The organism is Hamadaea sp. (assembly GCF_013362815.1).
In the GTDB taxonomy this organism is placed as follows: Bacteria; Actinomycetota; Actinomycetes; order Mycobacteriales; family Micromonosporaceae; genus Hamadaea.
In genome coordinates this window covers 176270-198084 of the sequence record NZ_JABFVK010000043.1, presented here as the reverse complement: position 1 = coordinate 198084, position 21815 = coordinate 176270, and the positions used below count along the sequence as shown (strand labels likewise).

The 21815-nt window shown below is 69.5% G+C and carries 15 protein-coding genes, 1 pseudogene and 1 riboswitch; of the genes and pseudogenes, 8 read left to right on the top strand and 8 right to left on the bottom strand.

The features are described from left to right. Positions 1-612: 612 nt before the first annotated feature. Genes HOV77_RS21090 through HOV77_RS21080 form a run of 3 tightly spaced genes read right to left on the bottom strand, consistent with a single transcriptional unit; the run spans position 613 to position 5375 of the window. Positions 613-3063, bottom strand: a complete 2451-nt coding sequence (locus HOV77_RS21090; protein ID WP_290864225.1) for a DUF3488 and transglutaminase-like domain-containing protein — start codon at positions 3061-3063, stop codon at positions 613-615. 22 nt (positions 3064-3085) lie between these two features. Beyond that, entirely contained in the window at positions 3086-4390 is a 1305-nt protein-coding gene (locus HOV77_RS21085; RefSeq protein WP_290864223.1) for a DUF58 domain-containing protein, read from the bottom strand. Between the two features lie 4 nt (positions 4391-4394). Further along, on the bottom strand, positions 4395-5375 hold the full coding sequence (locus HOV77_RS21080; RefSeq protein ID WP_290864250.1) for a MoxR family ATPase: 981 nt from the start codon (positions 5373-5375) through the stop codon (positions 4395-4397). Between the two features lie 388 nt (positions 5376-5763). Between HOV77_RS21080 and leuS the strand changes: the two genes are divergently transcribed. Then, positions 5764-8607 (top strand): leucine--tRNA ligase, encoded by a 2844-nt coding sequence (gene leuS, locus HOV77_RS21075; RefSeq protein ID WP_290864221.1) that lies wholly within the window; start codon positions 5764-5766, stop codon positions 8605-8607. A 136-nt stretch (positions 8608-8743) separates the two neighbouring features. Beyond that, positions 8744-11404 carry a glycosyl hydrolase gene (locus HOV77_RS21070; protein WP_290864220.1) on the top strand — a complete coding sequence of 887 codons (2661 nt, stop codon included), beginning with the start codon at positions 8744-8746 and terminating at the stop codon, positions 11402-11404. Positions 11405-11426: 22 nt separating this feature from the next. Here the strand turns inward: HOV77_RS21070 and HOV77_RS21065 are convergent, their stop codons facing one another. From HOV77_RS21065 to HOV77_RS21045, 5 genes are all read right to left on the bottom strand, one after another. Further along, a complete protein-coding gene (locus HOV77_RS21065) occupies positions 11427-11861 on the bottom strand; it encodes a Rieske (2Fe-2S) protein (RefSeq protein ID WP_290864218.1) in 435 nt (144 codons plus the stop codon). Further along, positions 11858-12316 (bottom strand): DUF2231 domain-containing protein, encoded by a 459-nt coding sequence (locus HOV77_RS21060; protein ID WP_290864216.1) that lies wholly within the window; start codon positions 12314-12316, stop codon positions 11858-11860. Before HOV77_RS21060 ends, HOV77_RS21065 begins: the two co-directional genes overlap by 4 nt. Positions 12317-12435: 119 nt before the next feature. Then, entirely contained in the window at positions 12436-13101 is a 666-nt protein-coding gene (locus tag HOV77_RS21055) for a VTT domain-containing protein (RefSeq protein WP_290864214.1), read from the bottom strand. Continuing rightward, complete coding sequence (locus HOV77_RS21050; protein WP_290864213.1) at positions 13098-13817, bottom strand: glutamine amidotransferase; 720 nt, start codon at positions 13815-13817, stop codon at positions 13098-13100. Before HOV77_RS21050 ends, HOV77_RS21055 begins: the two co-directional genes overlap by 4 nt. After that, positions 13807-15036, bottom strand: a complete 1230-nt coding sequence (locus HOV77_RS21045) for a MurT ligase domain-containing protein (RefSeq protein ID WP_290864249.1) — start codon at positions 15034-15036, stop codon at positions 13807-13809. The genes HOV77_RS21050 and HOV77_RS21045 overlap by 11 nt, the downstream gene beginning before the upstream one ends. Positions 15037-15278: 242 nt before the next feature. Next, a riboswitch (cyclic di-AMP (ydaO/yuaA leader) is annotated at positions 15279-15443 on the top strand. A gap of 3 nt (positions 15444-15446) precedes the next feature. On the opposite strand from HOV77_RS21045, the gene HOV77_RS21040 reads away from it, so the two are divergent. From HOV77_RS21040 to HOV77_RS21015, 6 genes and pseudogenes are all read left to right on the top strand, one after another. Beyond that, on the top strand, positions 15447-16112 hold the full coding sequence (locus tag HOV77_RS21040) for a C40 family peptidase (protein WP_290864211.1): 666 nt from the start codon (positions 15447-15449) through the stop codon (positions 16110-16112). Positions 16113-16603: 491 nt separating this feature from the next. After that, positions 16604-17185, top strand: coding sequence for an NlpC/P60 family protein (locus HOV77_RS21035; protein ID WP_290864209.1), 582 nt, complete (start codon positions 16604-16606; stop codon positions 17183-17185). Positions 17186-17532: 347 nt separating this feature from the next. Beyond that, entirely contained in the window at positions 17533-17976 is a 444-nt protein-coding gene (gene mraZ, locus HOV77_RS21030; protein ID WP_290864207.1) for a division/cell wall cluster transcriptional repressor MraZ, read from the top strand. Between the two features lie 238 nt (positions 17977-18214). Then, positions 18215-19180 (top strand): annotated as a pseudogene (gene rsmH, locus HOV77_RS21025) (16S rRNA (cytosine(1402)-N(4))-methyltransferase RsmH); the annotation flags it as partial. Between the two features lie 11 nt (positions 19181-19191). Beyond that, positions 19192-19659, top strand: a complete 468-nt coding sequence (locus HOV77_RS21020) for a hypothetical protein (protein WP_290864205.1) — start codon at positions 19192-19194, stop codon at positions 19657-19659. Positions 19660-19982: 323 nt separating this feature from the next. Further along, positions 19983-21767: a penicillin-binding protein 2 gene (locus tag HOV77_RS21015; RefSeq protein WP_290864202.1), complete on the top strand. Its 1785-nt coding sequence runs from the start codon at positions 19983-19985 to the stop codon at positions 21765-21767. Positions 21768-21815: the final 48 nt, after the last annotated feature.

Here is a 21815-nt window from a genome sequence, read left to right as displayed (position 1 = left end):
TGACCTCCTTCATACCGGCCCGAGATCGTTCTTCGCGGTGGCCGTGATCGTTCTTCGCGCTGGCCGTGATCGTTCTTCGCGCTGGCCCGTGATCGTCGGATGCCGACAATCAATGCACGATTCGTGCCTCGATTGTCGGATGCCGACGATCACTGCAGTGTCGGGTGCTCCAAGATTGTCGGCATCCGACAGTGATGGCGGCAGGCAACCCAAGAAGGCGGGGGGCCTCGCCCGCCACGGCTATGGCGGCCCGAGGCGGTCCCGCAGACGTCCGAGCGGCGGCAAGATCAAGTGCCGCTGGCCAGCGGATCCGACGGCCAAACGGAGATCATGTTCCCTTAGTCAGCGCCAAGGGGCCTGTTTTCCGCTGGAAACCGGCTCATGATCTCCAAATTCGGGCTCTCGACGCTGACCACCGGCACATGATCTTGCGACTAACCGGAGCGGTCAGTTGATCAGGGTCATGAGGTGTTGATCAGGGCGCTCGGGACACGACACGCCGGTTGATCATGGCGATAAGTTCATGATCAACGGGGGTGAGCCTGGGCGCGAGGCGGGCCCGGCGCGAAAGCGCCGAGCCCGCGAAGCGAGCGGGGGCCCGCAAGGACGGGGTCACCGGGAGGCGAGCAGCCGCCGGGGGTTGAACCGAAGAAGGAACTCGCGGAACTGGCTCATCCGGTGAACGGTCCGGCTGAGCAGCTCCAGCATCCCGGTACGCCACCGAGCCAGCACCGACGGCGGCATGATCACCGCGAGGATGCGCGTACGCCGGTCGGACATGCCGGCGAGGTGCCGCCGGATGAGTCGCAGCGCTTCCGGCAGGGCCTGCGGATCGAGCGGGTTCCGGGCGTACCGGGCTCGTTCTTCGGCCAGTCCGAGTCGTTGCGCTCCGTCGGCCGCGGCCGAGTCGAGTTCCTGTTCGGCGATGAGTCGCCGGGCCACCGCGCGGGGAGTCTCCGCGGGGTCGGCCGGAACCCGGAAGTCGACCAGGGTGTCGAGCAGTTCGTCCCAGGCGTCGTGGGCCAGTGAGCGGGCTTGGTCGGCGCTGGTGTCGGAGATGACGACCATCGTCCCGGCCGGGGCGACGTCCAAGTCCGGCGACGGCTTGCCGTCGGACCGGGATCGACGCGTACGCAGCATGCGGCGGCGTACGCCGGGCACGCTGAGCAGCAGCACCAGGAGAACGACCGCGCCGAGGAGATACCAGGGCCATACGGGCGTCTTCTCGATCGGCTGGCCGTCCGCACCGAACTGCAGGTCGGGATCGTGGTCGGTGGGGTTGCGCTTGTCGATGTCGTCGCCGGAGCCCCCGCCCGGTCCGGCGCTGAACGACGGGTTCGCCGTCGGCCCGGTCGTCTGGTTCGGGTCCGGGGCCCACGCGGAGGCGACCGATCCCGCGACGTAGGTGCTCGGCGTAGCGTCGAACGGCACCCAGCCGAAGCCCTGGAAGTAGACCTCGGTCCAGGCATGCAGGTTGCGGTTGGTCAGGGTGAACGTGTACTGCCCGTTCGCCACGTGCACGTTGTTGCCGCGTGCGAAACCGAACGCGACCCGGGCCGGGATGCCCGCCGTACGCACGAGCCAGGCCATCGCGGCGGCGTACTGCTCGCAGAAGCCCGTCTTGTTGTTCAGGAAGTCGACGATCTTCTGCCCGGACGTGCCCGCCGGGGCTTCCAGGCTGTACTTGAACCCGTTCTTCGAGGAGAAGAAGTCGTAGATCGCGCGCACCTTCTCATACGGCGTCTTGGCGTTCTTCGTCAGCTCGTCGACCTTCTTGCGGACCTCCGCGACCAGCGGAACCGCGGTGAACTGCCGTCGCATCGCGTTCTCGGCCGACAGCTCGGGGGCCTCGTTCAATTCCTGTGGCGTATAGGTCGAGCGGACGTAGTCGAAGTCGTAGGAACGTCCGCCGGCCCGGGATCGGAGCGAGAAGACGACCCCCATGTTCTGGTCGTAGGACCAGTCCGAGCCGATCCGCCGGGTCTGGACGGGCTCGGCGTACACGGGCAACAGGGGCATGTCGAAGCCCTTGGAGACCTCGACCGTCGCCGAGTACTTCTCCCGCGTCACGCCGAACGACGGCCGCTGGTACGGATCGGGCAGCGGGTTGCCGATGCTGGTCCCGCTGGGCGGCCGGGTGCCGAAGCCACCCGAGCTCAGCTCGTCGGCGACGCCGAACCGCAGGTAGTACGGGTTCGCGTCGGTCGTGGTGACCTTGACGAGGTCGGTGACGTCCTTCTGGTTCAACCGGCCGCTGAGGTCGGCGAACAAGTCCGTCTGGCCGACGCCCCGGCCCGTGCCCTTGCCGGCGCCGCCCGAGCCGTTCGCCCCGAACTGGTCGAAGAAGCTGGAGCTGAGCTGGGGGATCAGCAGGGGGATCACGATCGCGACGACCACGCCGACCACGCCCAGCCGCCGGCCGGCCGAGGCGAGCGGGGACGGCTCCCAGACGTCGACGTCGCGGCCCTCCCCGGTGAACCGGCGGCCGAAGCGGCGTACGCGGTCGACGTTGTCGCTGACCAGGAGCCACAAGTACGCCGCGGCAGCGAAGACGAACGGGACGACCGCGACGGAGTCCGGGTAGACCGCCACCGGCACGGCGTAGATGGCCAGCATCGGCAGCCCGGTCAGGGCCGGCCGCCGCATCGCCACCGTGAGCAGGTCGTTGATGATCGCGACCAGCCCGATCCCGAAGACCGTCAGGAACAGCAGTCCGTCCAGGTCGGGCACGGGTACGCCGTTGTTCTGGATCTGCGTCCCGGCGGTGGACAGCAGCGACGAGAAGTACTTGACCGTCGCCGGGGTCGGGATGATGCCGAGCAGCGAGTGCCCGTTGGAGAACAGCAGCGTCAGGATGATCACCAACGCGCCGAGCATCCCGAACCCCTGAGCGGCCGCCCGGCCGCGCAGTGCGCGTACCCCTGCTGCCGTCGCGGCGATGACCCCGACGGCGAAGGCCGATTCGATCAGCCAGGTCCAGGACTGGAAGATGCCTGCGAGCGGCGTGGCCGCGAGCAGGGTGGCCGCCGCGGCGACGAAGCCGAGGTGACGACGGTTGGTCACGAGAGCACCAGCCTTTCAGCGGTCATCGGCGGCCCGTCGTGGGCAGGGCGGTCTCGGCCAGCGCGGCCCGCCAGGCGAACCCGGCCGAGCCGCGGCCGGCGTGCGGCCAGAGAGCGGCGAGCTTGGCGCCGTGTTCCGCGCCGACGACCCGCCATCCGTTGTGGAGCAGGGCGAGCGCCGCAGCGGCCCGGTCGCGGTCGGCGGTCGTGCGGGCCTCGGGCGGCAGGTTGAGCCAGGTCGAGGCGTCGATCGCGAACGCGACACAGGTGGTGCCGCTGGCCCGCAGCCCGGCGAGGATCTGCGTCTCCGCCTCGCCGATCTGGCCCAGGATCGCGATCACCAGACCGCCGTCGGACCGGCGCTTGGCGTGCTCGACCAGGGCGGCCAGGGTGGCCCGGTTGCTGGTCTTGACCTCGGCCAGCCGGTCCATCAGGTGCGCTTCACCGGCCGCGTCGTGCGCGTCGACGTCGATGTCTCCGTCGGAGACCAGCCGGATCCGGTAGCCCGCGTCGCGCAGGTGCATCGCGATGCTCGCGGCGGCGGAGACGGCCCACTCGAAGCTCGCCGTCGGTCCCTCCCCGCGATGGGCGGTGGCCCGGGTATCCAGCAGGATCGTCGCCCGGCTCTCCCAGGGCTGCTCCTCCCGGCGCACCATCAGCTCGCCGACGCGCGCGGTCGAGCGCCAGTGCACTCGCCGCAGGTCGTCGCCGTGCCGGTACTCCCGGGTGGCCGCATCGTCCTCACCGTGCACCGACACCGAGCGGGCCCGTGAGTCGCCCGAGCCCGCGAACTCGCCCGCTAGGCGTACCGAGGGAAGCGGCACGACCTGCGGGATGACCACCAGGTGGTCGGTGCTCGGAAAGGACCGGGTCAGCTCGCACAGCCCGAACGGGTCGGTCATGCGGATGGCGAGCGGGCCGACCTCGTACCGGCCCCGGGTGTCGGCCGGAACCGTGTAGGCGACCGAGCTCGCCTGGCCCGCGCCGAGCCGTTCCAGCACGAGCCGCGGCCGGCTGCCCAGGGCGTACGGGAGCCGGTCCTCCAGCAGGAGGGTCCCGGTGGGCAGCCGCGACATGTTCGCCAGCCGGAGCACGACGCGCGAGCGGGAACCCACCGGCACCCGGTGCGGCTCCACCGAGCGCGTGCACGACAGCTTGTACCGGGCCCGGCCGACGTAGGCCGCCGCGAGCAACGGCAGCACGGCCAGCAGGGCGGCAACGCGCATGAGGTCCCGCTCGCCGAGGATCAGGGATGCGAGCGCGGCGGCGGCGGCCGCGGCGAAGAACGCTCGCCCCCGGGTGGTCAGGCCGCTCAGCGCCTCGCGCACGGCGTCATCGCCTCCGCTCGAAGGCCTGCGTGCCCTGCCGCCGCTCGCTCGGCACCGGCAGGCGGTGCACCAGGTCCGCGACGATCGCATCAGTGGTACGCCGAGAGAGCTGAGCGTCGGCGGTGGGGATGATCCGGTGCGCCAGGACGGGCACCGCGAGCGACTGGAGGTCGTCCGGCAGCACGTAGTCGCGGCCGTCCAGGGCGGCGATCGCCTTCGCCGTCCGCAGCAGTTGCAGGGTGGCCCGCGGGGACGCGCCCAACCGCAGATCGCCCGACTCACGGGTGGCGGTCACCAGGGAGATCGCGTAACTCTTCACCGCTTCGGAGACGTGCACTGCGCGTACCGTGGAGATCATCTCGCGGACGCGCGCGGCGTCGGAGACCGCGGTCAGATCTTCCAGCGGGTCCTGCGCGGAGTGGACGTCGAGCATCGCGAGCTCGGCACTGGCGTCGGGGTACCCCATGGCGATGCGGGCGGTGAACCGGTCGCGCTGCGCCTCGGGCAGCGGGTAGGTCCCCTCCATCTCGATGGGGTTCTGAGTCGCGATGACCATGAACGGCGTCTGGAGCGGGTAGGTGACGCCGTCGACGGTGACCTGCCGCTCCTCCATGCACTCGAGCAGGGCCGACTGGGTCTTCGGCGAGGCCCGGTTGATCTCGTCGCCGACGACCAGGTTGGCGAAGACCGCGCCGGGCTTGAACTCGAAGTCGTGGTTCTCCTGGTTGTAGACGTTCACGCCGGTGACATCGCTCGGCAGCAGGTCAGGGGTGAACTGAATGCGCCGCACGGAACAGTCGATCGACCGGGCCAGCGCCTTGGCCAGCTTCGTCTTGCCGACGCCGGGGACATCCTCGATCAGCAGGTGGCCCTCCGCGAGCAGAACCGCGAGCGCGAGGCGGACGGTGGCCGTCTTGCCCTCGATGACCTGCTCGATGTTGGCGACGATGGCTTCCGCCGCCGCCTGGAAATCTTCGGCCGACAGAGCGGGGTTGAGCTCCTCGCGGCCGCCGTCCCACGACCCAGGTGTCAGGGGGTTACGGGTGGTCAACGGGCCTCCTCAAGATCGTGACCTCCGGTGCGTCTGTAAGACGCCCATGCCCCGCCTGTGGGTTGCAGGCCCGCCGTCGGCGAGGCGGCACTGGTTGTGTGGGAGAAGTCTCCCCGAGTTACTTGCTCCCGGCAACAAAGTGCGCTACCCGTTCGACGCTACCTCGGGTGCGGCGGTACACTGCGGGACATGGGCCGGACTTTCGAGCTCCTTAGCGAGCCGTGCTGACGCAGCAAGCAGCGTGAGCACGGCGACCCCTCCTGCGTGAGGGGCTTTTTTGTGCCTAAGTGTGCCCGGCAGTCGATAGACAGAGGTGAAGACGATGAGCGAGGCGGACACCCCCGCGTTCCGCTACACGGCGGCGCTGGCGAACCAGATCGAGAAGCGCTGGCAGGACTATTGGGCGGCGAACGGCACGTTCCACTCGCCGAACCCGGTCGGCCCGCTCGCCGATCCCGCCCACCCCCGGTCCGGCGCCGACAAGAAGTTCGTGCTGGACATGTTCCCGTACCCGTCGGGCGCGGGGCTGCATGTCGGGCATCCGCTGGGCTTCATCGGCACCGACGTCTTCGCCCGGTTCAACCGGATGGCCGGGTTCAACGTGCTGCATACGATGGGCTTCGACGCCTTCGGCCTGCCTGCCGAGCAGTACGCCGTCCAGACCGGTACGCATCCGCGGGTGACCACGGAGCAGAACGTCGAGCGCTACCGGGCGCAGCTGCGCATGCTGGGCCTGGGTCACGACGAGCGGCGCAGTGTCGCCACGACCGACGTGCCCTTCTACCGCTGGACGCAGTGGATCTTCCTGCAGGTGTTCAACTCCTGGTACGACGAGGCGGCCGGCAAGGCCCGCCCGATCGAGGAGCTGGAAGCCGCGTACGCCGCGGGCGAGCGCCCGACGCCGGACGGCCGCCCCTGGGCGGAGCTGACCGTGCAGGAGCGCCGCGCGATCATCAACGAGCACCGGCTGGCGTACGTGTCGAACGCGCCGGTCAACTGGTGCCCCGGGCTGGGCACCGTCCTGGCGAACGAAGAGGTCACCGCCGACGGCCGTAGCGAGCGCGGCAACTTCCCGGTCTTCAAGGCCAACCTGAAGCAGTGGATGATGCGGATCACCGCGTACGGCGATCGGCTGATCGACGATCTGGACACGCTGAACTGGCCGGAGCCGATCAAGCTGATGCAGCGGAACTGGATCGGCCGCTCGACCGGCGCGCACGTCGACTTCGCGTCCGACGCCGGTGCGATCAAGGTGTTCACGACTCGTCCCGACACCCTGTTCGGCGCCACCTACATGGTCCTGGCTCCGGAGCACGAGCTGGTCGACGTGCTGGCCCCGGCGGAGTGGCCGGAAGGCACCAACCCGAAGTGGACCGGTGGCCACGCCACCCCGGCCGCGGCGGTCGCGAGCTACCGGGCATTCGCCGCTGCCAAGACCGATGTGGAACGCCAAGCGGACGCGAAGGAGAAGACGGGCGTCTTCACGGGGGCGTACGCGACGAACCCGGTCGACGGCCGCCAGGTCCCGGTGTTCATCGCCGACTACGTCCTGGCCGGGTACGGCACGGGCGCGATCATGGCGGTGCCGGGACAGGACGAGCGGGACTGGGCCTTCGCCGAGGTCTTCGAGCTGCCGATCATCCGGACGGTGCAGACGCCGGACGGCTGGGAGGGCAAGGCGTACACCGGCGACGGCCCGGCCATCAACAGCGCCTCCCCGGTCAGCACCAGCCTGGACGGGCTGGGCGTGGCCGAGGCGAAGGCGAAGATCATCGAGTGGCTGGAGGCGAACGGCCACGGCACCGGTGCCATCACCTATCGGCTGCGGGACTGGCTGTTCAGCCGCCAGCGGTACTGGGGCGAGCCGTTCCCGATCGTGTACGAGGTGCTGCCGGACGGCACGGTCAGCGACGAGCCGATCGCGCTGCCCGACTCGATGCTGCCGCTGGAGCTGCCCGAGATCGACGACTTCTCGCCGAAGCTGTTCGACCCGAATGACGCGAACACCTCGCCGGAGACGCCGCTGTCGCGTACGCGTGAATGGGTGGAAGTAGAGCTGGACCTGGGCGACGGCCCGAAGCGCTACGTACGCGAGACGAACACCATGCCGCAGTGGGCCGGTTCCTGCTGGTACCAGTTGCGGTACCTGGACCCGACCAACGCCGAGGCGTTCGTCGACCCGGCGAACGAGGCGTACTGGGTGGGGCCGCGCGAGGGACAGGAGTCCGGCGGCGTCGACCTGTACGTCGGCGGCGTCGAGCACGCCGTCCTGCACCTGCTGTACGCCCGGTTCTGGCACAAGGTGCTGTTCGACCTGGGCAAGGTGTCCTCGTTCGAGCCCTACCACCGGCTGTTCAACCAGGGCTACATCCAGGCGTACGCCTACACCGACGAGCGCGGCGTCTACGTCCCGGCCGAGGAGGTGACCGAGGAGCACGCCGGCGTGTACGTCTGGCAGGGCGAGAAGGTCGACCGGGAGTACGGGAAGATGGGCAAGTCCCTGAAGAACGTCGTGACGCCGGACGAGATGTGCGCGCAGTACGGCGCGGACACCTTCCGCGTCTACGAGATGTCGATGGGGCCGCTGGAGGTGTCGCGTCCCTGGGAGACCCGGGCGGTCGTCGGCGCGCAGCGGTTCCTGCAGCGGGTCTGGCGGGCGATCGTCGACGAGGAGTCCGGCCAGGTCACCGTGGTCGACGAGGCCGCCGACGAGGCGACCCAACGGCTGCTGCACAAGACCATCGCGGGCGTCCGGGAGGACATGTCCGAGCTGCGGTTCAACACCGCCGTGGCGAAGCTGATCGAGCTGACCAACGGCATCACGCGGCTGGAGCACACGCCGCGCGAGACCGCCGAAGCCCTGACGCTGATGGTCGCGCCGTTCGCCCCGCACATCGCCGAGGAGCTGTGGCGCAAGCTGGGTCACGGCGACTCGCTGACCTACGCCGACTTCCCCCAGGCCGATCCGGCCCGGCTGGTCGAGGACCGCGTCACCTACCCGGTCCAGATCAACGGCAAGGTCCGCGGCCGGGTCGAGGTCGCGGCTTCCGCCGCAGAAGATGTGGTACGCACAGCGGCGCTGGACGCCGTGACGGACGCCTTGGGGGGCAAGGAGCCGAAGAAGGTCATCGTCGTGCCGGGCCGGATGGTCAGCATCGTCGCATGACACTTTTGTCATCATCGGTGGACGGCAGCGTTTTCGCAGGAAGACGGGCCGTTCACCGGTTGATGACAGCCCACGTGACAAAACAGAAGACGTTGGTCGATGAGCACGCCTGAGCTGCGCGACAAGGCTGTCGCTCATGAAACTCTTGTCCACTCGACGTCGCAAGATAACCGCCGCCATCGCGGCCTTCCTGCTCGTCGGCGCAGGCGGTGCGGCCGCCGCCGGTGAGAAGTTCTGGGAAGAACTCGGAGTCATCGACGAGCCCGGCGCGGGCACGCCGTTCCAGCCGCACGAGTTCGCCGAGATGATGGCCGGAGAGGCGGGCGAGAACGCCGGCGACGAGGCCTTCGAGGCGCTCACCATCGCCCAGCAGTTCGCCGACGCCCGCACCGCGCCCGGCATCGTCGCGCCCGGCGCCTACAGCGCGGCGTACGCGCAGCTCACGAGCATGCCGAAGACGGCGGGCACGTGGTCGGAGGTCACCAACAAGGTCTACGACGCCGACGATCCCCGCTACCGCGACTGGTACTCCAACTCGAGCGGCGGCGCGGGCAACGTGACCGGCCGCATCACGGGTCTGGCGGCCGACAACGCCGGTCACGTGTACGCCGCGGGCGCGGACGGCGGTGTGTGGCGCTCGGCGACCGGCGGCGGTCACTGGACCCCCATCGCCGACCAGCTCCCCTCGCTGTCGAGCGGCACCCTCGTCCTCGCCGACGACGGCTCGCTCTGGTACGGCACCGGTGAGGCCAACACCGGCGGGACCTCGTACGCCGGCTCCGGCGTGTATCGCCTGGCGGACCCGGCGAACGGCCAGTTCACCCCGGCGAACCGGGTCGGCGGCACCGAGCTGGAGAGCACCGTCATCTCGAAGCTGCGGTTCGCGGGCGGCCTGGTGTGGGCCGCGACCAACCGGGGCGTCTACAGCCACTCGGCCGCCTCGGCGACCGGAGCCTGGACGTTCCACTACACGCCGAACCCGTCCTACCTGCCGGGTGGCGCGAACGCGGGAACGGCGAACGCGGCGTACAAGAACATCGTGAACGACATCGCGGTGGACCCGAAGAACCCCAAGCACGTCATCGCGGCGATCGCCTGGCGGTCCGGTGACACGTACAACGGCTTCTACGAGACCACCGACTACACCCAGGGCACGGCGAGCTGGCACAAGGTGAACCCGACCGGCGCGATCCCGGCGGACGACATCGGCCGGGTGACCTTCGCGTTCGCGGCGGACGGCAGCACCCTGTACGCCATCAACCAGTCCCCGAAGCTGCTGAACAAGGCGGTCGGCACGGTCAACAGCTACCTCGACGGCGTCTACGTCTCCAACGACGGCAACCCGGCCGGTCCGTGGAACAAGATCGCGGAGTCGGAGAAGCTGGCCAACTCGGGCTCGGCGCTGAAGCAGTCGGTCGGCGGCAAGGGCTACGGACCGGGCATCCAGTCCTGGTACAACCACTTCCTGCAGGTAGACCCGACCGACCCGAAGCACGTCTGGCTCGGGCTGGAAGAGGTCTACGAGACCACCGACGGCGGCTCCACCTGGAAGACGGTCGGCCCGTACTGGAACTTCTACTTCGGCTGCTGGGCGATCGACGACGCGCACAACAAGTGCCCGGACTCGACCCACTCCGACCAGCACTCCATCGCGGTCGGCAGCTACCAGGGCAAGGCGTACGTGTATGTGGGCAACGACGGTGGAGCCTACCGTCGCCCCGTACGCGGGCAGACCAACGCCGAGGGCCACGCCACCGACTGGAGCAGCCTGAACGACGGCACCATCGACGCCTTGCAGTACTACTCGGTCTCGGTCGGCAAGGACACCTACAACGGCGTTTCCGGCGTCGGCGTGACCGGCGGTCTGCAGGACAACGGCACCTCGCTGCTGCGGCCGGGCGACACCGTGATGGGCTCCAACTTCGGCGGCGACGGCGGCGACTCGCTCGCCGACCCGCAGAACATCTGCCGGCAGGTGCAGGAGTACACCAACCTGTCCATGTCGGTGACCGAGAACTGCGCGGCGAACCCCGGCGCGACCAGCACGGACGACGCGACCTCGTGGAAGATCCAGCCGTACACGAGCCGCCCGGGTGACGAGCCCGCCCGGTTCATCGCGCCGTTCTCGCCGGACTCCACGAACCCGAACGTGTGGGTCGCGGGCGGCCAGCACGTGTGGGTCAACGACATGGGGTACGCCATCCGCAACGGCAAGCAGTGGAAGAACGTGTTCGACCTCGGGGCCGGGCACACCGCCACCTCGGTCGCCGTCAGCAACGGCGTCGCGTACGTGGGCTGGTGCGGTCCGTGCAACAACTCCGGGTTCACCCGGGGCATCGCCACCGGCAAGATCGGCGACCCGACCAGCTGGCACCAGCTGGCCCTGCCGATCACCGGCGTCGTGCCCAACCGGATGGTTCAGGGCCTCGACGTCGACCCGGCCGACGGCCAGCACGTCTTCGTCGCGATCAACGGCTTCTCCCGCCGGTTCACCGAAGGGCCCGGAGCCGGGATCGGCCACGTCTTCGAGTCCCACAACGGCGGGGCCGACTGGACGGACGTCTCGGCGAACCTCCCGGACGTCCCGGCCAGCTCGATCAAGCTGCTGCCCAACGGCGGGTTGATCCTCGCGACCGACCTCGCGTCGTTCTACCGCCCGGCCGGTTCGGCGAACTGGCTGCGCCTCGGAACCGGGCTGCCGCTGACCGTCGGCATGGACATCGAGTACTCGGCGGCGGACAACTCGGTGTACGTGGCCACCCACGGCCGGGGCATCTGGAAGATCGCGCTCCCGTAAGTACCGACGACGTGGCGGTCGGCTACGGCTCGAGAACGATCGAGTCGCCGCTGACCGCCACGTTCTTCGCGGGCAACGCCTGCGTGGCCGGCCCCTGCTTCACACTGCCGTCGGTGATCGAATACTGGCTGCCGTGGCAGGGGCAGGTGATCGTCCCGTCGGCCACCGTGCCGACCGTGCAGTGCTGGTGAGTGCAGACCGCACTGAATCCCTTGAAGTTCCCGGCGGTCGGCTGAGTCACCACCACCTCCTGATTCGCGAAGATCTTGCCGCCGCCGACCGGGATGTCCGCCGTCTTGGCGAGCGTCGTCGGGCCGGTGACGGAAGTGGTGGGCTGTCCGGTCGAGGTGGACGTGCCGTCTCCGCCCCCGCCACTGCACGCGGCGGCCAGCCCGGTCGCGGCGACTCCGGCCGCACCGGCGATCCCGGTCACGAAGGCCCGCCGAGTCGACGTCATGTCCGCCCCCACACTGATTCGGCACCGGAGTCGCCGGTGCGTACGACGTAATAGGCCGTGATCACCGCCAGGACCAGCACAACCACCTGGGTCACGGGTCGCAGCCAGGCCGGTCCGGCCGAGCCGCGCCGGAGCACCCAGAACAGCAGCCCCACGGCGACGGCCAGCGCCAGCGTCCACCAGAACGTGGAAGTGCCGAACGATCGGTGATGGAGCACGTTGGGTGGTCGTTGGGTGGGGTAGCGGGCGGCGATGAACTTGTCGCCGGACAGCTTCGCAGCCAGCGCGGCCAGCGGCGCGAGGACGGCCAGTCCGGCGGTCGCCCAGTCCGTCTTCGCGCGCCAGCGGGGTACGAAGGCGTACACCACGGCGAACAGCGCCAGCAGGGCCACGAAGACCACCGCCGCGTGCACGTAGAGCGGATGGGCCGGTATGCCCAGAATGTCACTGAACATGACGCCAGTCTGCCGCAAAGACCAGCGCTGGATCAGGGTTCCGGGTCAGATCTTGGGTCAAGATTCGACCCGGAACCCTGATCCAGCGCGCAACAGCGCGGTGGGCATTCGCCCAAAGATCAAGCGCGGCGGGAGGTCACTCGCCAGTAGACGGCGGCACTGGCGCTGACCAGCGCGCCCAGTGCGGCGGGCAGGTAGGTGAGCAGGGTGGCCCCGCTCGGGGCGACGACGGCGGCCCCGATCGCGGCGTACGCGAACGCACTGGGCGCGCCGCCGATCGCGGTGCCCGCCAGATAGTGCCGGAACCGGGTCGCCGAGCTGCCGTAGGCGTACCCGACGAGGCCGAACGGTGCGATCGGGAGGAGGCGTACGACGACGACGGCGAGCGTGCCGCGCTGCGCCAGCCAGGTGTCCAGCCGGGCGATCCGCCCCCGCAACCGTCGTTGCACGGTGTCCCGTCCGGCCCAGCGTCCCAGCCAGAACGTGGCGACCGCAGCGCCGACCGCCGCCACGAGGGCCACGCCGGCTCCGGCCACCGCGCCGAACAGCAGGCCGCACGCCAAAGAGATGGCGGTACGCGGAACGAGCGCCATGAGCAGGCCGGCTGCCGCGACGACGGTGGCCGCCGGGCCGAATGCGCCCAGTTCGCGTACCTCGCCGGGCACGGCGGTCAGGGGAACCTGGCTGGCCAGGAGCGCCACGACGCCGACGCCGAGACCCAGCACACCGGCGCGGATGAGGGCCCGGCGACGGAAGTCCGAGGCCGGAGTCTCCGCAGCGGTCATCGGCCGACGGCGGTCAGCCGCTCGGCCCGGAGCCGATCCGGCCAGGTGTCGTCCAGCGGCCCGAGCGACTGTTCGCCGGTCGCCCAGCACAGCAGGAGATCTGCGAGCGCAGGGTTACGAGCCAAGGCGGGGCCGTGTGCGTACGTCCCGAGAATCGTCTCGGACCAGGCCCCCTCCGTGACGCCGTCGTTGCCGACGCCCGTGGTGACGCGGACCAGCGGTTTGACCCCGGGCCCGAGATGGGTGCGGCCGCCGTGGTTCTCGAAGCCGGTGAGCGGCGGGAGACCGAGCGTGGGGTCGACGTCGCCGGCCAGCTCGCCGACGGCGCGTGAGGGGCCGCGGTCCGAGCTGATGTCGATCATGTCGAGGCCGGGGCACTTGTCGCCCTTGGCGAAGAACGTGCTGCCGAGCAGCTGATATCCGGCGCAGACGGCGAAGATCACGGCCCGGTTGGCGGCGGCCCGGGCCAGTCCGCCGTCGGTGAGCAGCCGCTGCGCGGCGAGCGCCTGCGGGCCGTCCTCGCCGCCGCCGAGCAGGTAGATGTCGCCCTGGTCGGGCAGTCGCTGGTCGGAGCGCACCTCGATGGTCTGGGCGGGTATGCCGCGGGCGCGGGCTCGGTGCGCGAGGATCAGCATGTTGCCGCGGTCGCCGTAGGTGGAGAGCAGGTCGGGGTAGACCCAGACGATCTGCAGCCCGCCGTTCAAATCAGAGGACACGATCCAGCTCCGCTCGGATGTCTTGGAACGCGGTGTAGTTGGCGATGACCTCGAGGCGGCCCTGCGGCACCGCTGCGACCGCGTCGGCGAAGGTCTTGACGTGCGTGAACGGCACGCCGTTGATCTCCAGCCGGACGGCTAGGTCCATCGCCCGATCGCCGCTCACGAGCACCTGACGCCCCCGCAGCGGACTGAAGTCCACGTCGTAGAGCCAGCTCGTGTCCAGGCCGTCGGGGTCGCGGGCGTTGATCGCCAGCAACGTCGGCGCGACGTCGGCCATCTCGAACGCCTCGAGCCAGCTCGCCGGGTTCTTCGCCAGGAGCAGCCGGACCAGCCGGCCGTCCCGCTCCACCTGGGCGTACCGGCCCGCGACGCTGGCCACCGAGCCGAGCCGGGGAATGGCATCGATCGGATTCACCCCGAACTTGGCGGCCACCGCGAGCGCCGTCGCGGCGTTGCCCAAGTTCACTGTGCCGGGCAGTTGCAGCTTCACCTCGTGCGGTACGCCGTCCGGCGCGACCACCTCGCCGTCGAGCAACGTCCACTGTGGAGAAGGACGGCGCAGATCCCCGTTGGCGCAAGCCCAGCCACCGGCCTCACCGCGCTGGATGTGGCCACCGCAGGCGGGGCAGACGTGCGAGTCGTCCTGCCACCGTTGACCGGCGGAGAACCAGGTGACCTCGTCGGCCGGGTGTGCGCCAGCGGCGTACACCACCATCGGGTCGTCGGCGTTGGCGACGATGTGCACCTTCGGGTGCGCGGCGAGCGCCTGCCGCCAGAGGTCGGCCATCATGGCGACCTCCTTGGCCCGGTCGAGCTGGTCACGTGAAAGGTTCAGCAGTGCCACGACCCGAGGTTCGGTCGCCTGAATGACCTGCGCGAGGTAGTGCTCGTCGACTTCGAGCACCGCGTAGCGAGTGGCGCCGGCGCGCGCGAGCGCGGAAGTGTGCCCGGTCGGCATGTTCGCGCCGAACGAGTTCGTCGCCACGTCGCCGAGTACGCCGAGCGCCGCCGCCGTGAACCGGGTGGTGGTCGTCTTGCCGTTGGTGCCGGAGACCAGCGCGATCTCACGACCCGCCGCCAGATGGGCGAGCAGGTCGGGATCGATCATCATGCCGAGCCGGCCGCCGATGACCGACCCGTCGCCCCGGCCAGTAGCGCGCGACAGCGCGGCCGCCGTCTTCGAGACGGATACGGCGAAGGCCGTACGCAGCGGCAGCTTCTTCTCGTCCGACACGCGGCTAGAGTACGCGATCCGTTTTCGTGATTGGTTGTGTGGCTTGAATCACGGACATCTCCGGCAAATCGTTGCGACAATCCGGGCGCTCGTCCTGCGGGAGGGACATCTTGGCTGCTCAGAGGCCCTTCGGCGGGGTTGGCTCGGGCGTCGGCCATGCACTAGAAAAAGGACGCCGGTCGATGACCGGTGGACGCCCGGTCCCGCCGAGCCCTGCCCGGCCGAGGCGTTCACCCCCGAAAGCATCGGGCAGGGGTGGGGGACCCACTTACGCCGTCGGCCACGCCGACGGCTTGGGGTGAAGCCGCCGTCCTGACCGGACGTCGTGGCCGGGCAACCTTCTGCGCCCGAACCCGACAGCTCACCTCACAGGCGTGCTGAAGGGAAGTCCCATGCTGAACTCCTTCTGGGAGCGCGCCCGGAGGCTGCTGTTCGGCAGCCGCCGGCGCGGTCTGCTCACCGTCGGCGCGGCGACCATCGCGGCCGCGGCAGTCGGCATTCCGGCGCTGGCCGCCGGGCCTCAGCCCACCCCCGGCGGCCTGCCTGCCTCGGCCCCCATGTCCGCCAGCGCCTCCGCCTCCGTTGAGCCTGTCTCGCCTTCCCCGTCGGTGTTTCCTTCCGCGTCTCCCTCTGCGGCTGCCTCGAAGAAAGCGACGGCGAAAGCGACCACCAAGGCCGCGACTTCGAGGGCAACGGCAACGGCTGCGACGAAGGCGGCGATCGTGCTGCGCGAAGTGGCGAAACTCAAGGGGTCGCCGTACGTGTTCGGGGCGACCGGGCCGCGGACCTTCGATTGCGCCGGGCTCACCCAGTTCGTGTACGCGAAGATCGGCGTCAAGCTGGTCAACTACGTGCCGACGCAGTTGGACAAGGCGAAGGTGGTGCCGCATTCGAAGCAGCGCCCCGGTGACCTCGTCTTCTTCCTGAGCGGCGATTTCGCGTACCACGTCGGGATCTATGCCGGGAACCACAAGATGTGGGACGCCCCGACCGAGGGCCAGACCGTCGGGCTGCACGAGATCTGGGACGACTCCTACGTCGTCGGCCAGTTCTTCTGATCAGTTTGTGGCCGCCGTTCGGCGGCTTCGGCTCGTCCGATCGGGGGAGGACCTCGGTCGGGCGAGCCGGACGAGTTCTGTGGGCTGCGTCACCAGCCGAACCGGACATCGCGGCCGTCGATATCGGACATCGATGCATCGACCGCTCGTTGAGGGTAGTTTTCCCAGCTCTCAGAGCCTTCTCAGGTTCTTGGCGAACTCGCAGCCTGGTGAGTAGAAACGATCCGCCGGTCGGGTTCACCCGGGCGGCGGCACTGCGGATACGCCGAATCCCGCCCGTTCGTGGTGCCCACCCCTGAGCAAATGGATGGGCGGGAGCCGGGCACCCCTGTACGCCGGGCCTGTTCAACAGGCCGGCCGCCGCGGAGCGCTGACTCACTCCGCCTTCCGTGCCCGGTGTCGGAGCCGCCGTCCTCATCGGACGCCGCGGTGGGCCGCCTCGCCGCGGCGATTCCGACAGCGCACTTCGCAGGCGTGCCGGAAGGACGACGATGAAGTCTCGGATCAGGCGGCGTACCGCCGGACTCGTGCTGGCGGTCGGCGCCGGCGTGCTGGCCGCGACGCTGACGGGCACCCCCACCCAAGCGTCCTCAGTTTCCACAGTGGTCTCGGCCGGCACCGTCGTGGCGGACTCCACGGTTCCCACCGTGCCGACGGCGACCGCGACGACCTCCACCGCGACCGTCTCGGCGGTTCCCGTCGCGGTGTCGAGCCGGGCGGCCAAGGCGGCCAAGGTGATCGCGCTCGCCAAGCGGTACAGCGGCCGCCCCTACCGCTGGGGCGCGGCCGGGCCCAAGCGCTTCGACTGCACCGGATACACGAAGTTCATCTACAAGAAGGTCGGCGTCAAGCTGCCCCACAGCGGCGGCCAGGGTCGGAAGGGCAAGAAGGTCTCGCGGGCCAAGGCTCTCCCCGGCGACCTCGTGATCTTCCGCGATTCGAGTGGGCGGGTGTATCACGTCGGCATCTATGCGGGCGGCAACAAGATGTACGACGCCCCGACCTATGGCAAGAAGACCGGACTGCACCGCATCTGGAGCAAGAAGGTGGAATTCCGCCGGGTGCTCTTCTAAGACTTCTCACCCATCCCCGTAAAGCAGCGGAGCCCGCACTACTAGTGCGGGCTCCGCTGTATTCGCAGCGCTTAACTGGTGCTTAACGAGCGCTCACGGTATCGGTGACGGTGATGTCGGAAACCGGACGATGTTGATCTTCATAGCCGCCCTCCACCCGAACGTACCTGTTGTGACCTGGCCAAATGGGGAGGGCTCGGGGCGTCGTGACCGTCGATTTTGGTTGACGGTGGAGGGAAGTGGAGTAAAGTGGGGCCCACTGGTGGGGCTGGGAGGCCCGGCCGGCCGGGGGAGCGGCTCGCCGCGAACGAGCTGATTCCCGTCTGCGTCACTGGGGGGTGGGGCCGATGTTTCTCGGCACGCATACCCCTCGCCTGGACGACAAGGGCCGGTTGATTCTTCCGGCGAAATTCCGGGACGAGCTGGCGGGAGGTGTCGTGATCACTAAAGGGCAGGAGCGTTGCCTCTACGTGTTCCCGGTCGCCGAGTTCCAGCGATACGCCGCCGAGCAGTCGGCCCGTCCGATGAGTGACAAGGCGGCCCGGGCATACACCCGGGTGCTGTTCTCCGGCGCCCATGACGAGGTCCCCGACAAACAAGGCCGGGTCACCATTCCGCCACCCCTTCGGGCGTACGCGGGACTGGAGCGCGACTTGGTGGTCATCGGGGCCAGCACACGTGTCGAGATCTGGGACAGCGCCGCCTGGGAGGCGTACCTCGCCGAGAGCGAGGACGTCTTCTCGGACGTCGACACCGCCGGTGACGCCGGCCTGCCGACGGAAGCGGGGTGACGCCGGCCCGACGGTGAGCGCCAGGCGCCTGGAAGCGATGCCGCGAACATCGCACACCGGGCACGAAACCGGCGTACCGCGAGATCTCCAGCCGCTTGTCGGCTCCTGGCGCCACTTCCCCGGCGCCAGGCGTACTGCTCTCTCGAACCCCTTGGGAACGGGGAACAAGAGGTGCGAGAAGCGGATGGGGATCTGGCGGTACGCCGGGATCAGACGAGCAGAACAGCAGGGGGTCGAGATGCAGCAGCCGCGCGGTAGGCACGTGCCCGTCCTGCTCGAACGCTGCCTCGACCTGCTGGCTCCCGCGCTCACCGTCGACCGCGCCGAGCAGGCCGGTGGCCGGACGTACCACGTCGACGCCACCCTCGGCCTGGGTGGCCACGCCGAAGCCGTGCTCCTGCGCCATCCCCAGACGGTCCTCATCGGACTCGACCGGGACACCGAGGCGCTGGAGCACTCCCGGCAACGGCTGGCTCCCTTCGCCGACCGCGTCCATCTGGTGCACGCCGTCTACGACGAGCTTCCGCAGGTGTTGCGGAGTCTCCGGATCGCCCGGATCGACTCGATCCTGTTCGACCTGGGCGTCTCCTCGTTGCAGCTGGACGAGGCGGACCGGGGATTCGCGTACGCCCAGGACGCTCCGCTCGACATGCGGATGGACCAGAGCCGAGGGATGACGGCGGAGCAGGTGGTCAACACCTACGAACCCGGTCAGCTGGTACGGGTGCTGCGCGTTTACGGCGAGGAGAAGTTCGCCTCCCGGATCGTGGAGTCCATCGTCAAGGAGCGGTCGAAGGGACCACTCACCAGCTCGGCGCGGTTGGCTGAACTGGTTCGCGACGCCATTCCGGCGGCTGCCCGGCGTACCGGGGGGCACCCGGCGAAGCGAACCTTCCAGGCCCTGCGCATCGAGGTGAACCGGGAACTGGTGGTGCTGGAGGCGGCACTGCCCGCGGCGCTGGACGTTTTAACGCCTGGTGGCCGGATCGTGGTCATGTCCTACCACTCCTTGGAGGACCGGATCACCAAGCAAGCATTCGCAGCACGGGCGAAGTCCACCGGGCCGATCGACCTACCGGTCGAGCTGCCGGGAACCGGACCGACCCTGCGGCTGCTGACCAGGGGGGCGGAGCTGCCCAGCGAGACCGAGGTCGCGGAGAACCCGCGAGCCGCCTCGGTCCGTCTGCGGGCGGCAGAGAAGATCGGGGGTCAGTCATGAGCAACTCCAACGCGGCGCGGGCGCCGCGCGACGACGACCGTCGGCTGGACCGGGCGCGGGCGGAGGCTCGCACCGAGGCGGGCCGGACCGCGCCGGAGCGGGCGAAGCTGCGGCTGGCGCCGCCGATGCCGGTGTCCGGTCCGCGGGTGCCGTTCGTCGTGATGATCGTGGTCCTGGTGATGGCCGGGGTCGTGGGCATCCTGGCGCTCAACCAGAAGATCAACGAGAACGCGTTCAAGCTCGACAAGCTGCGCGCGGAGCAGGCCAAGCTGGACCGGCAGGAGCAGGACCTCAACCAGCAGATCGCCGAGAAGGAGGCGCCGGGCAACCTGGCGGCGCAGGCGCGGAAGCTGGGCCTGGTCCCGGCGGGCGCGCCGGCCTTCATCCGGCTGCCGGACGGCCGCATCGTCGGCGTTCCGCAGCCGGCCAACGGCGAGCCGGCCATCACCAGCCAGGGGGGCTGATGCCGCAGCAGCGCGGCTCCGACGGCGACCGTGGGCGTACCGGGAAGTCCGGTGCGCCCACCGGCCGTTCCACGGAGGACAAGAACCGGCTCGGCCGGGCGCGGGCCTACACCCCCCGCGGCCGCACCGTACGCGAGCAGTCGTCCCTGCGGGTGGTGCCCCCGATCGATCAGTCCGAAGAGGAGTCGATCAGGGAGTCCCGGACACGCCACGCCGGTCGATCACGCCCGAAAGTTCATGATCGCGCGGAAAAGCCGGGAGGTCGCGCGGAAAAGCCGGGGGCGCGCGCGGAAAAGCCGGGAGGTCGCGCGAGCAAGGGCGGGATGAGCAGGCCGAGGCGGCCGAAGGCGGTCAAGGTGCCGAAGCCGCCGCGTCCGGCGAACCCCCAGCGACGGCTGCGTCTGGCGGCGGGCCTGGCGCTGCTCATGTTCACGGCGGTCGGCGTACGCCTGATCGAGTTGCAGTTCGAGGGCGCGCCCGCGGCGGCGGCCCAAGGCTTGGAGTCGCGCCTCGAACATCGCACGCTCTACGCCTCCCGAGGGTCCATTCTGGACCGCAACGGCGCGATCATGGTGCACAGCCTCGAAGCGCGTCTGGTGTACGCCGACCCGACGCTGATCAAGGATCCGGCCGGGGCGGCGGCGAAGCTCGCCCCGTTGCTGGGCCGCCCGGTGTCGGAGCTGCTGCCGCTGCTGGCCCCGCACAACCAGCCGAACACGACCAATCCGCAGCGCTACGAGGTGCTGGGCCGGGACGTGTCGATCGAGACCGGCGACGCGGTGAAGGCGATGAAGATCGACGGCGTCGCGGTGGACCGCTCGGAGCGGCGCGACGTGCTGAGCCAGGACGTCGCGGCCAACCTCATCGGCTTCACCAACGAAGACGGCGGTCTGGTCGGCCTCGAAGCGCGCTTCGACGAGCTGCTCGCGGGCAAGAACGGGCTGAGCACCTATGAGGTGGGTCAGGGCGACCAGCTCGACAAGGAGATCCCCGGCGGCTACCACAAGACGGTCCCGGCGCGGAACGGCTCGACCCTGCAGCTGACCATCGACCGGGATCTCCAGTACGAGGTCCAGCGCATCCTCACCGCGAAGATGCAGCAGGTCAAGGCCACCTTCGGCAGTGCGACGGTGATCGACGTCAAGACCGGTGAAGTGGTGGCCCAGGCGAGCTGGCCGACGTACAACGCGGCCAATCCGCTGGCCAGTCAGCCGTCGGATCGGGGCGACGTCGCGAGCAACGAGCTGGTCGACCCGGGTTCGGTGCACAAGGCGATCGTGCTGGCGGGAGCGCTGGAGGAGGGCGTGATCACGCCGGATTCCACCGTCACCGTCGCACCGACGATCAAGGTCGCGGACAAGACCTATGAGGACACCCACAAGTTCGCCAGCGGCACGAAGATCACGATGCCGGCGCTGATGGCGTACTCGTCGAACGTGGGCACCATCAAGATCTCGCAGCAGCTGGGCGCGGAGAACCTGTACAAGTACCAGCGGCTGTTCGGGCTCGGCCAGCCGACCGGGATCTCCATTCCGGGCGAGGCGTCCGGGGTCGCCCGGCCGCCGTCGGAGTGGCAGGGCTCGGACTTCGGCTCGATTCCGATCGGCAACGGCGTCTCGGTGACTCCGCTGCAGATGACCGCGGCGTACGCGGCGATCGCGAACGACGGCGTCTACATCCAGCCGCACCTGGTGAAGAACATCATCGGCCCGGACGGCAAGGTACGCCCGGCGGAGACCCCGGCCAGTCACCGCGTGATCAGCGCCGAGCACGCCGCCCAGCTGCGGCTCATCATGGAGCCGGTGACGACTGCGGTGGGCGCGACCGCGCGCAGCGCCGCGATCCCGGGGTATCGGGTGGCCGGCAAGACGGGCACCGGCCGCTATTACGCCACGAACGGGTACGGCAAGGGCGAGGTCGCGTCGTTCATCGGCATGGCGCCGGCCGAGTCGCCGCGCTACGTGATCGGCGTCTTCGCGTACACCCCGGGCGGTAACGGCGGCGTGGTCTGCGGTCCCGCCTTCAAAGACATGATGTCCTTCGCGCTCAAGCACTTCGGTGTCGCCCCGAGCGGGGAGAAGCCCCCGACCTTCGTGGCGACCCGCTGACCTCCGGTAGGGTGCTCAAGCGTGCCTGTCAGTCTCCGACCCGCCACC

What these genes read in the sequence shown, in the direction of transcription:
- leuS (WP_290864221.1), top strand. Translation starts at nt 5,764, where the DNA reads ATGAGCGAGGCGGACACCCCCGCGTTCCGCTACACGGCGGCGCTGGCG.
- HOV77_RS21070 (WP_290864220.1), top strand. Translation starts at nt 8,744, where the DNA reads ATGAAACTCTTGTCCACTCGACGTCGCAAGATAACCGCCGCCATCGCG.
- HOV77_RS21065 (WP_290864218.1), bottom strand. Translation starts at nt 11,861, where the DNA reads ATGACGTCGACTCGGCGGGCCTTCGTGACCGGGATCGCCGGTGCGGCC.
- HOV77_RS21060 (WP_290864216.1), bottom strand. Translation starts at nt 12,316, where the DNA reads ATGTTCAGTGACATTCTGGGCATACCGGCCCATCCGCTCTACGTGCAC.
- HOV77_RS21055 (WP_290864214.1), bottom strand. Translation starts at nt 13,101, where the DNA reads ATGACCGCTGCGGAGACTCCGGCCTCGGACTTCCGTCGCCGGGCCCTC.
- HOV77_RS21040 (WP_290864211.1), top strand. Translation starts at nt 15,447, where the DNA reads ATGCTGAACTCCTTCTGGGAGCGCGCCCGGAGGCTGCTGTTCGGCAGC.
- HOV77_RS21035 (WP_290864209.1), top strand. Translation starts at nt 16,604, where the DNA reads ATGAAGTCTCGGATCAGGCGGCGTACCGCCGGACTCGTGCTGGCGGTC.
- mraZ (WP_290864207.1), top strand. Translation starts at nt 17,533, where the DNA reads ATGTTTCTCGGCACGCATACCCCTCGCCTGGACGACAAGGGCCGGTTG.
- HOV77_RS21020 (WP_290864205.1), top strand. Translation starts at nt 19,192, where the DNA reads ATGAGCAACTCCAACGCGGCGCGGGCGCCGCGCGACGACGACCGTCGG.
- HOV77_RS21015 (WP_290864202.1), top strand. Translation starts at nt 19,983, where the DNA reads ATGAGCAGGCCGAGGCGGCCGAAGGCGGTCAAGGTGCCGAAGCCGCCG.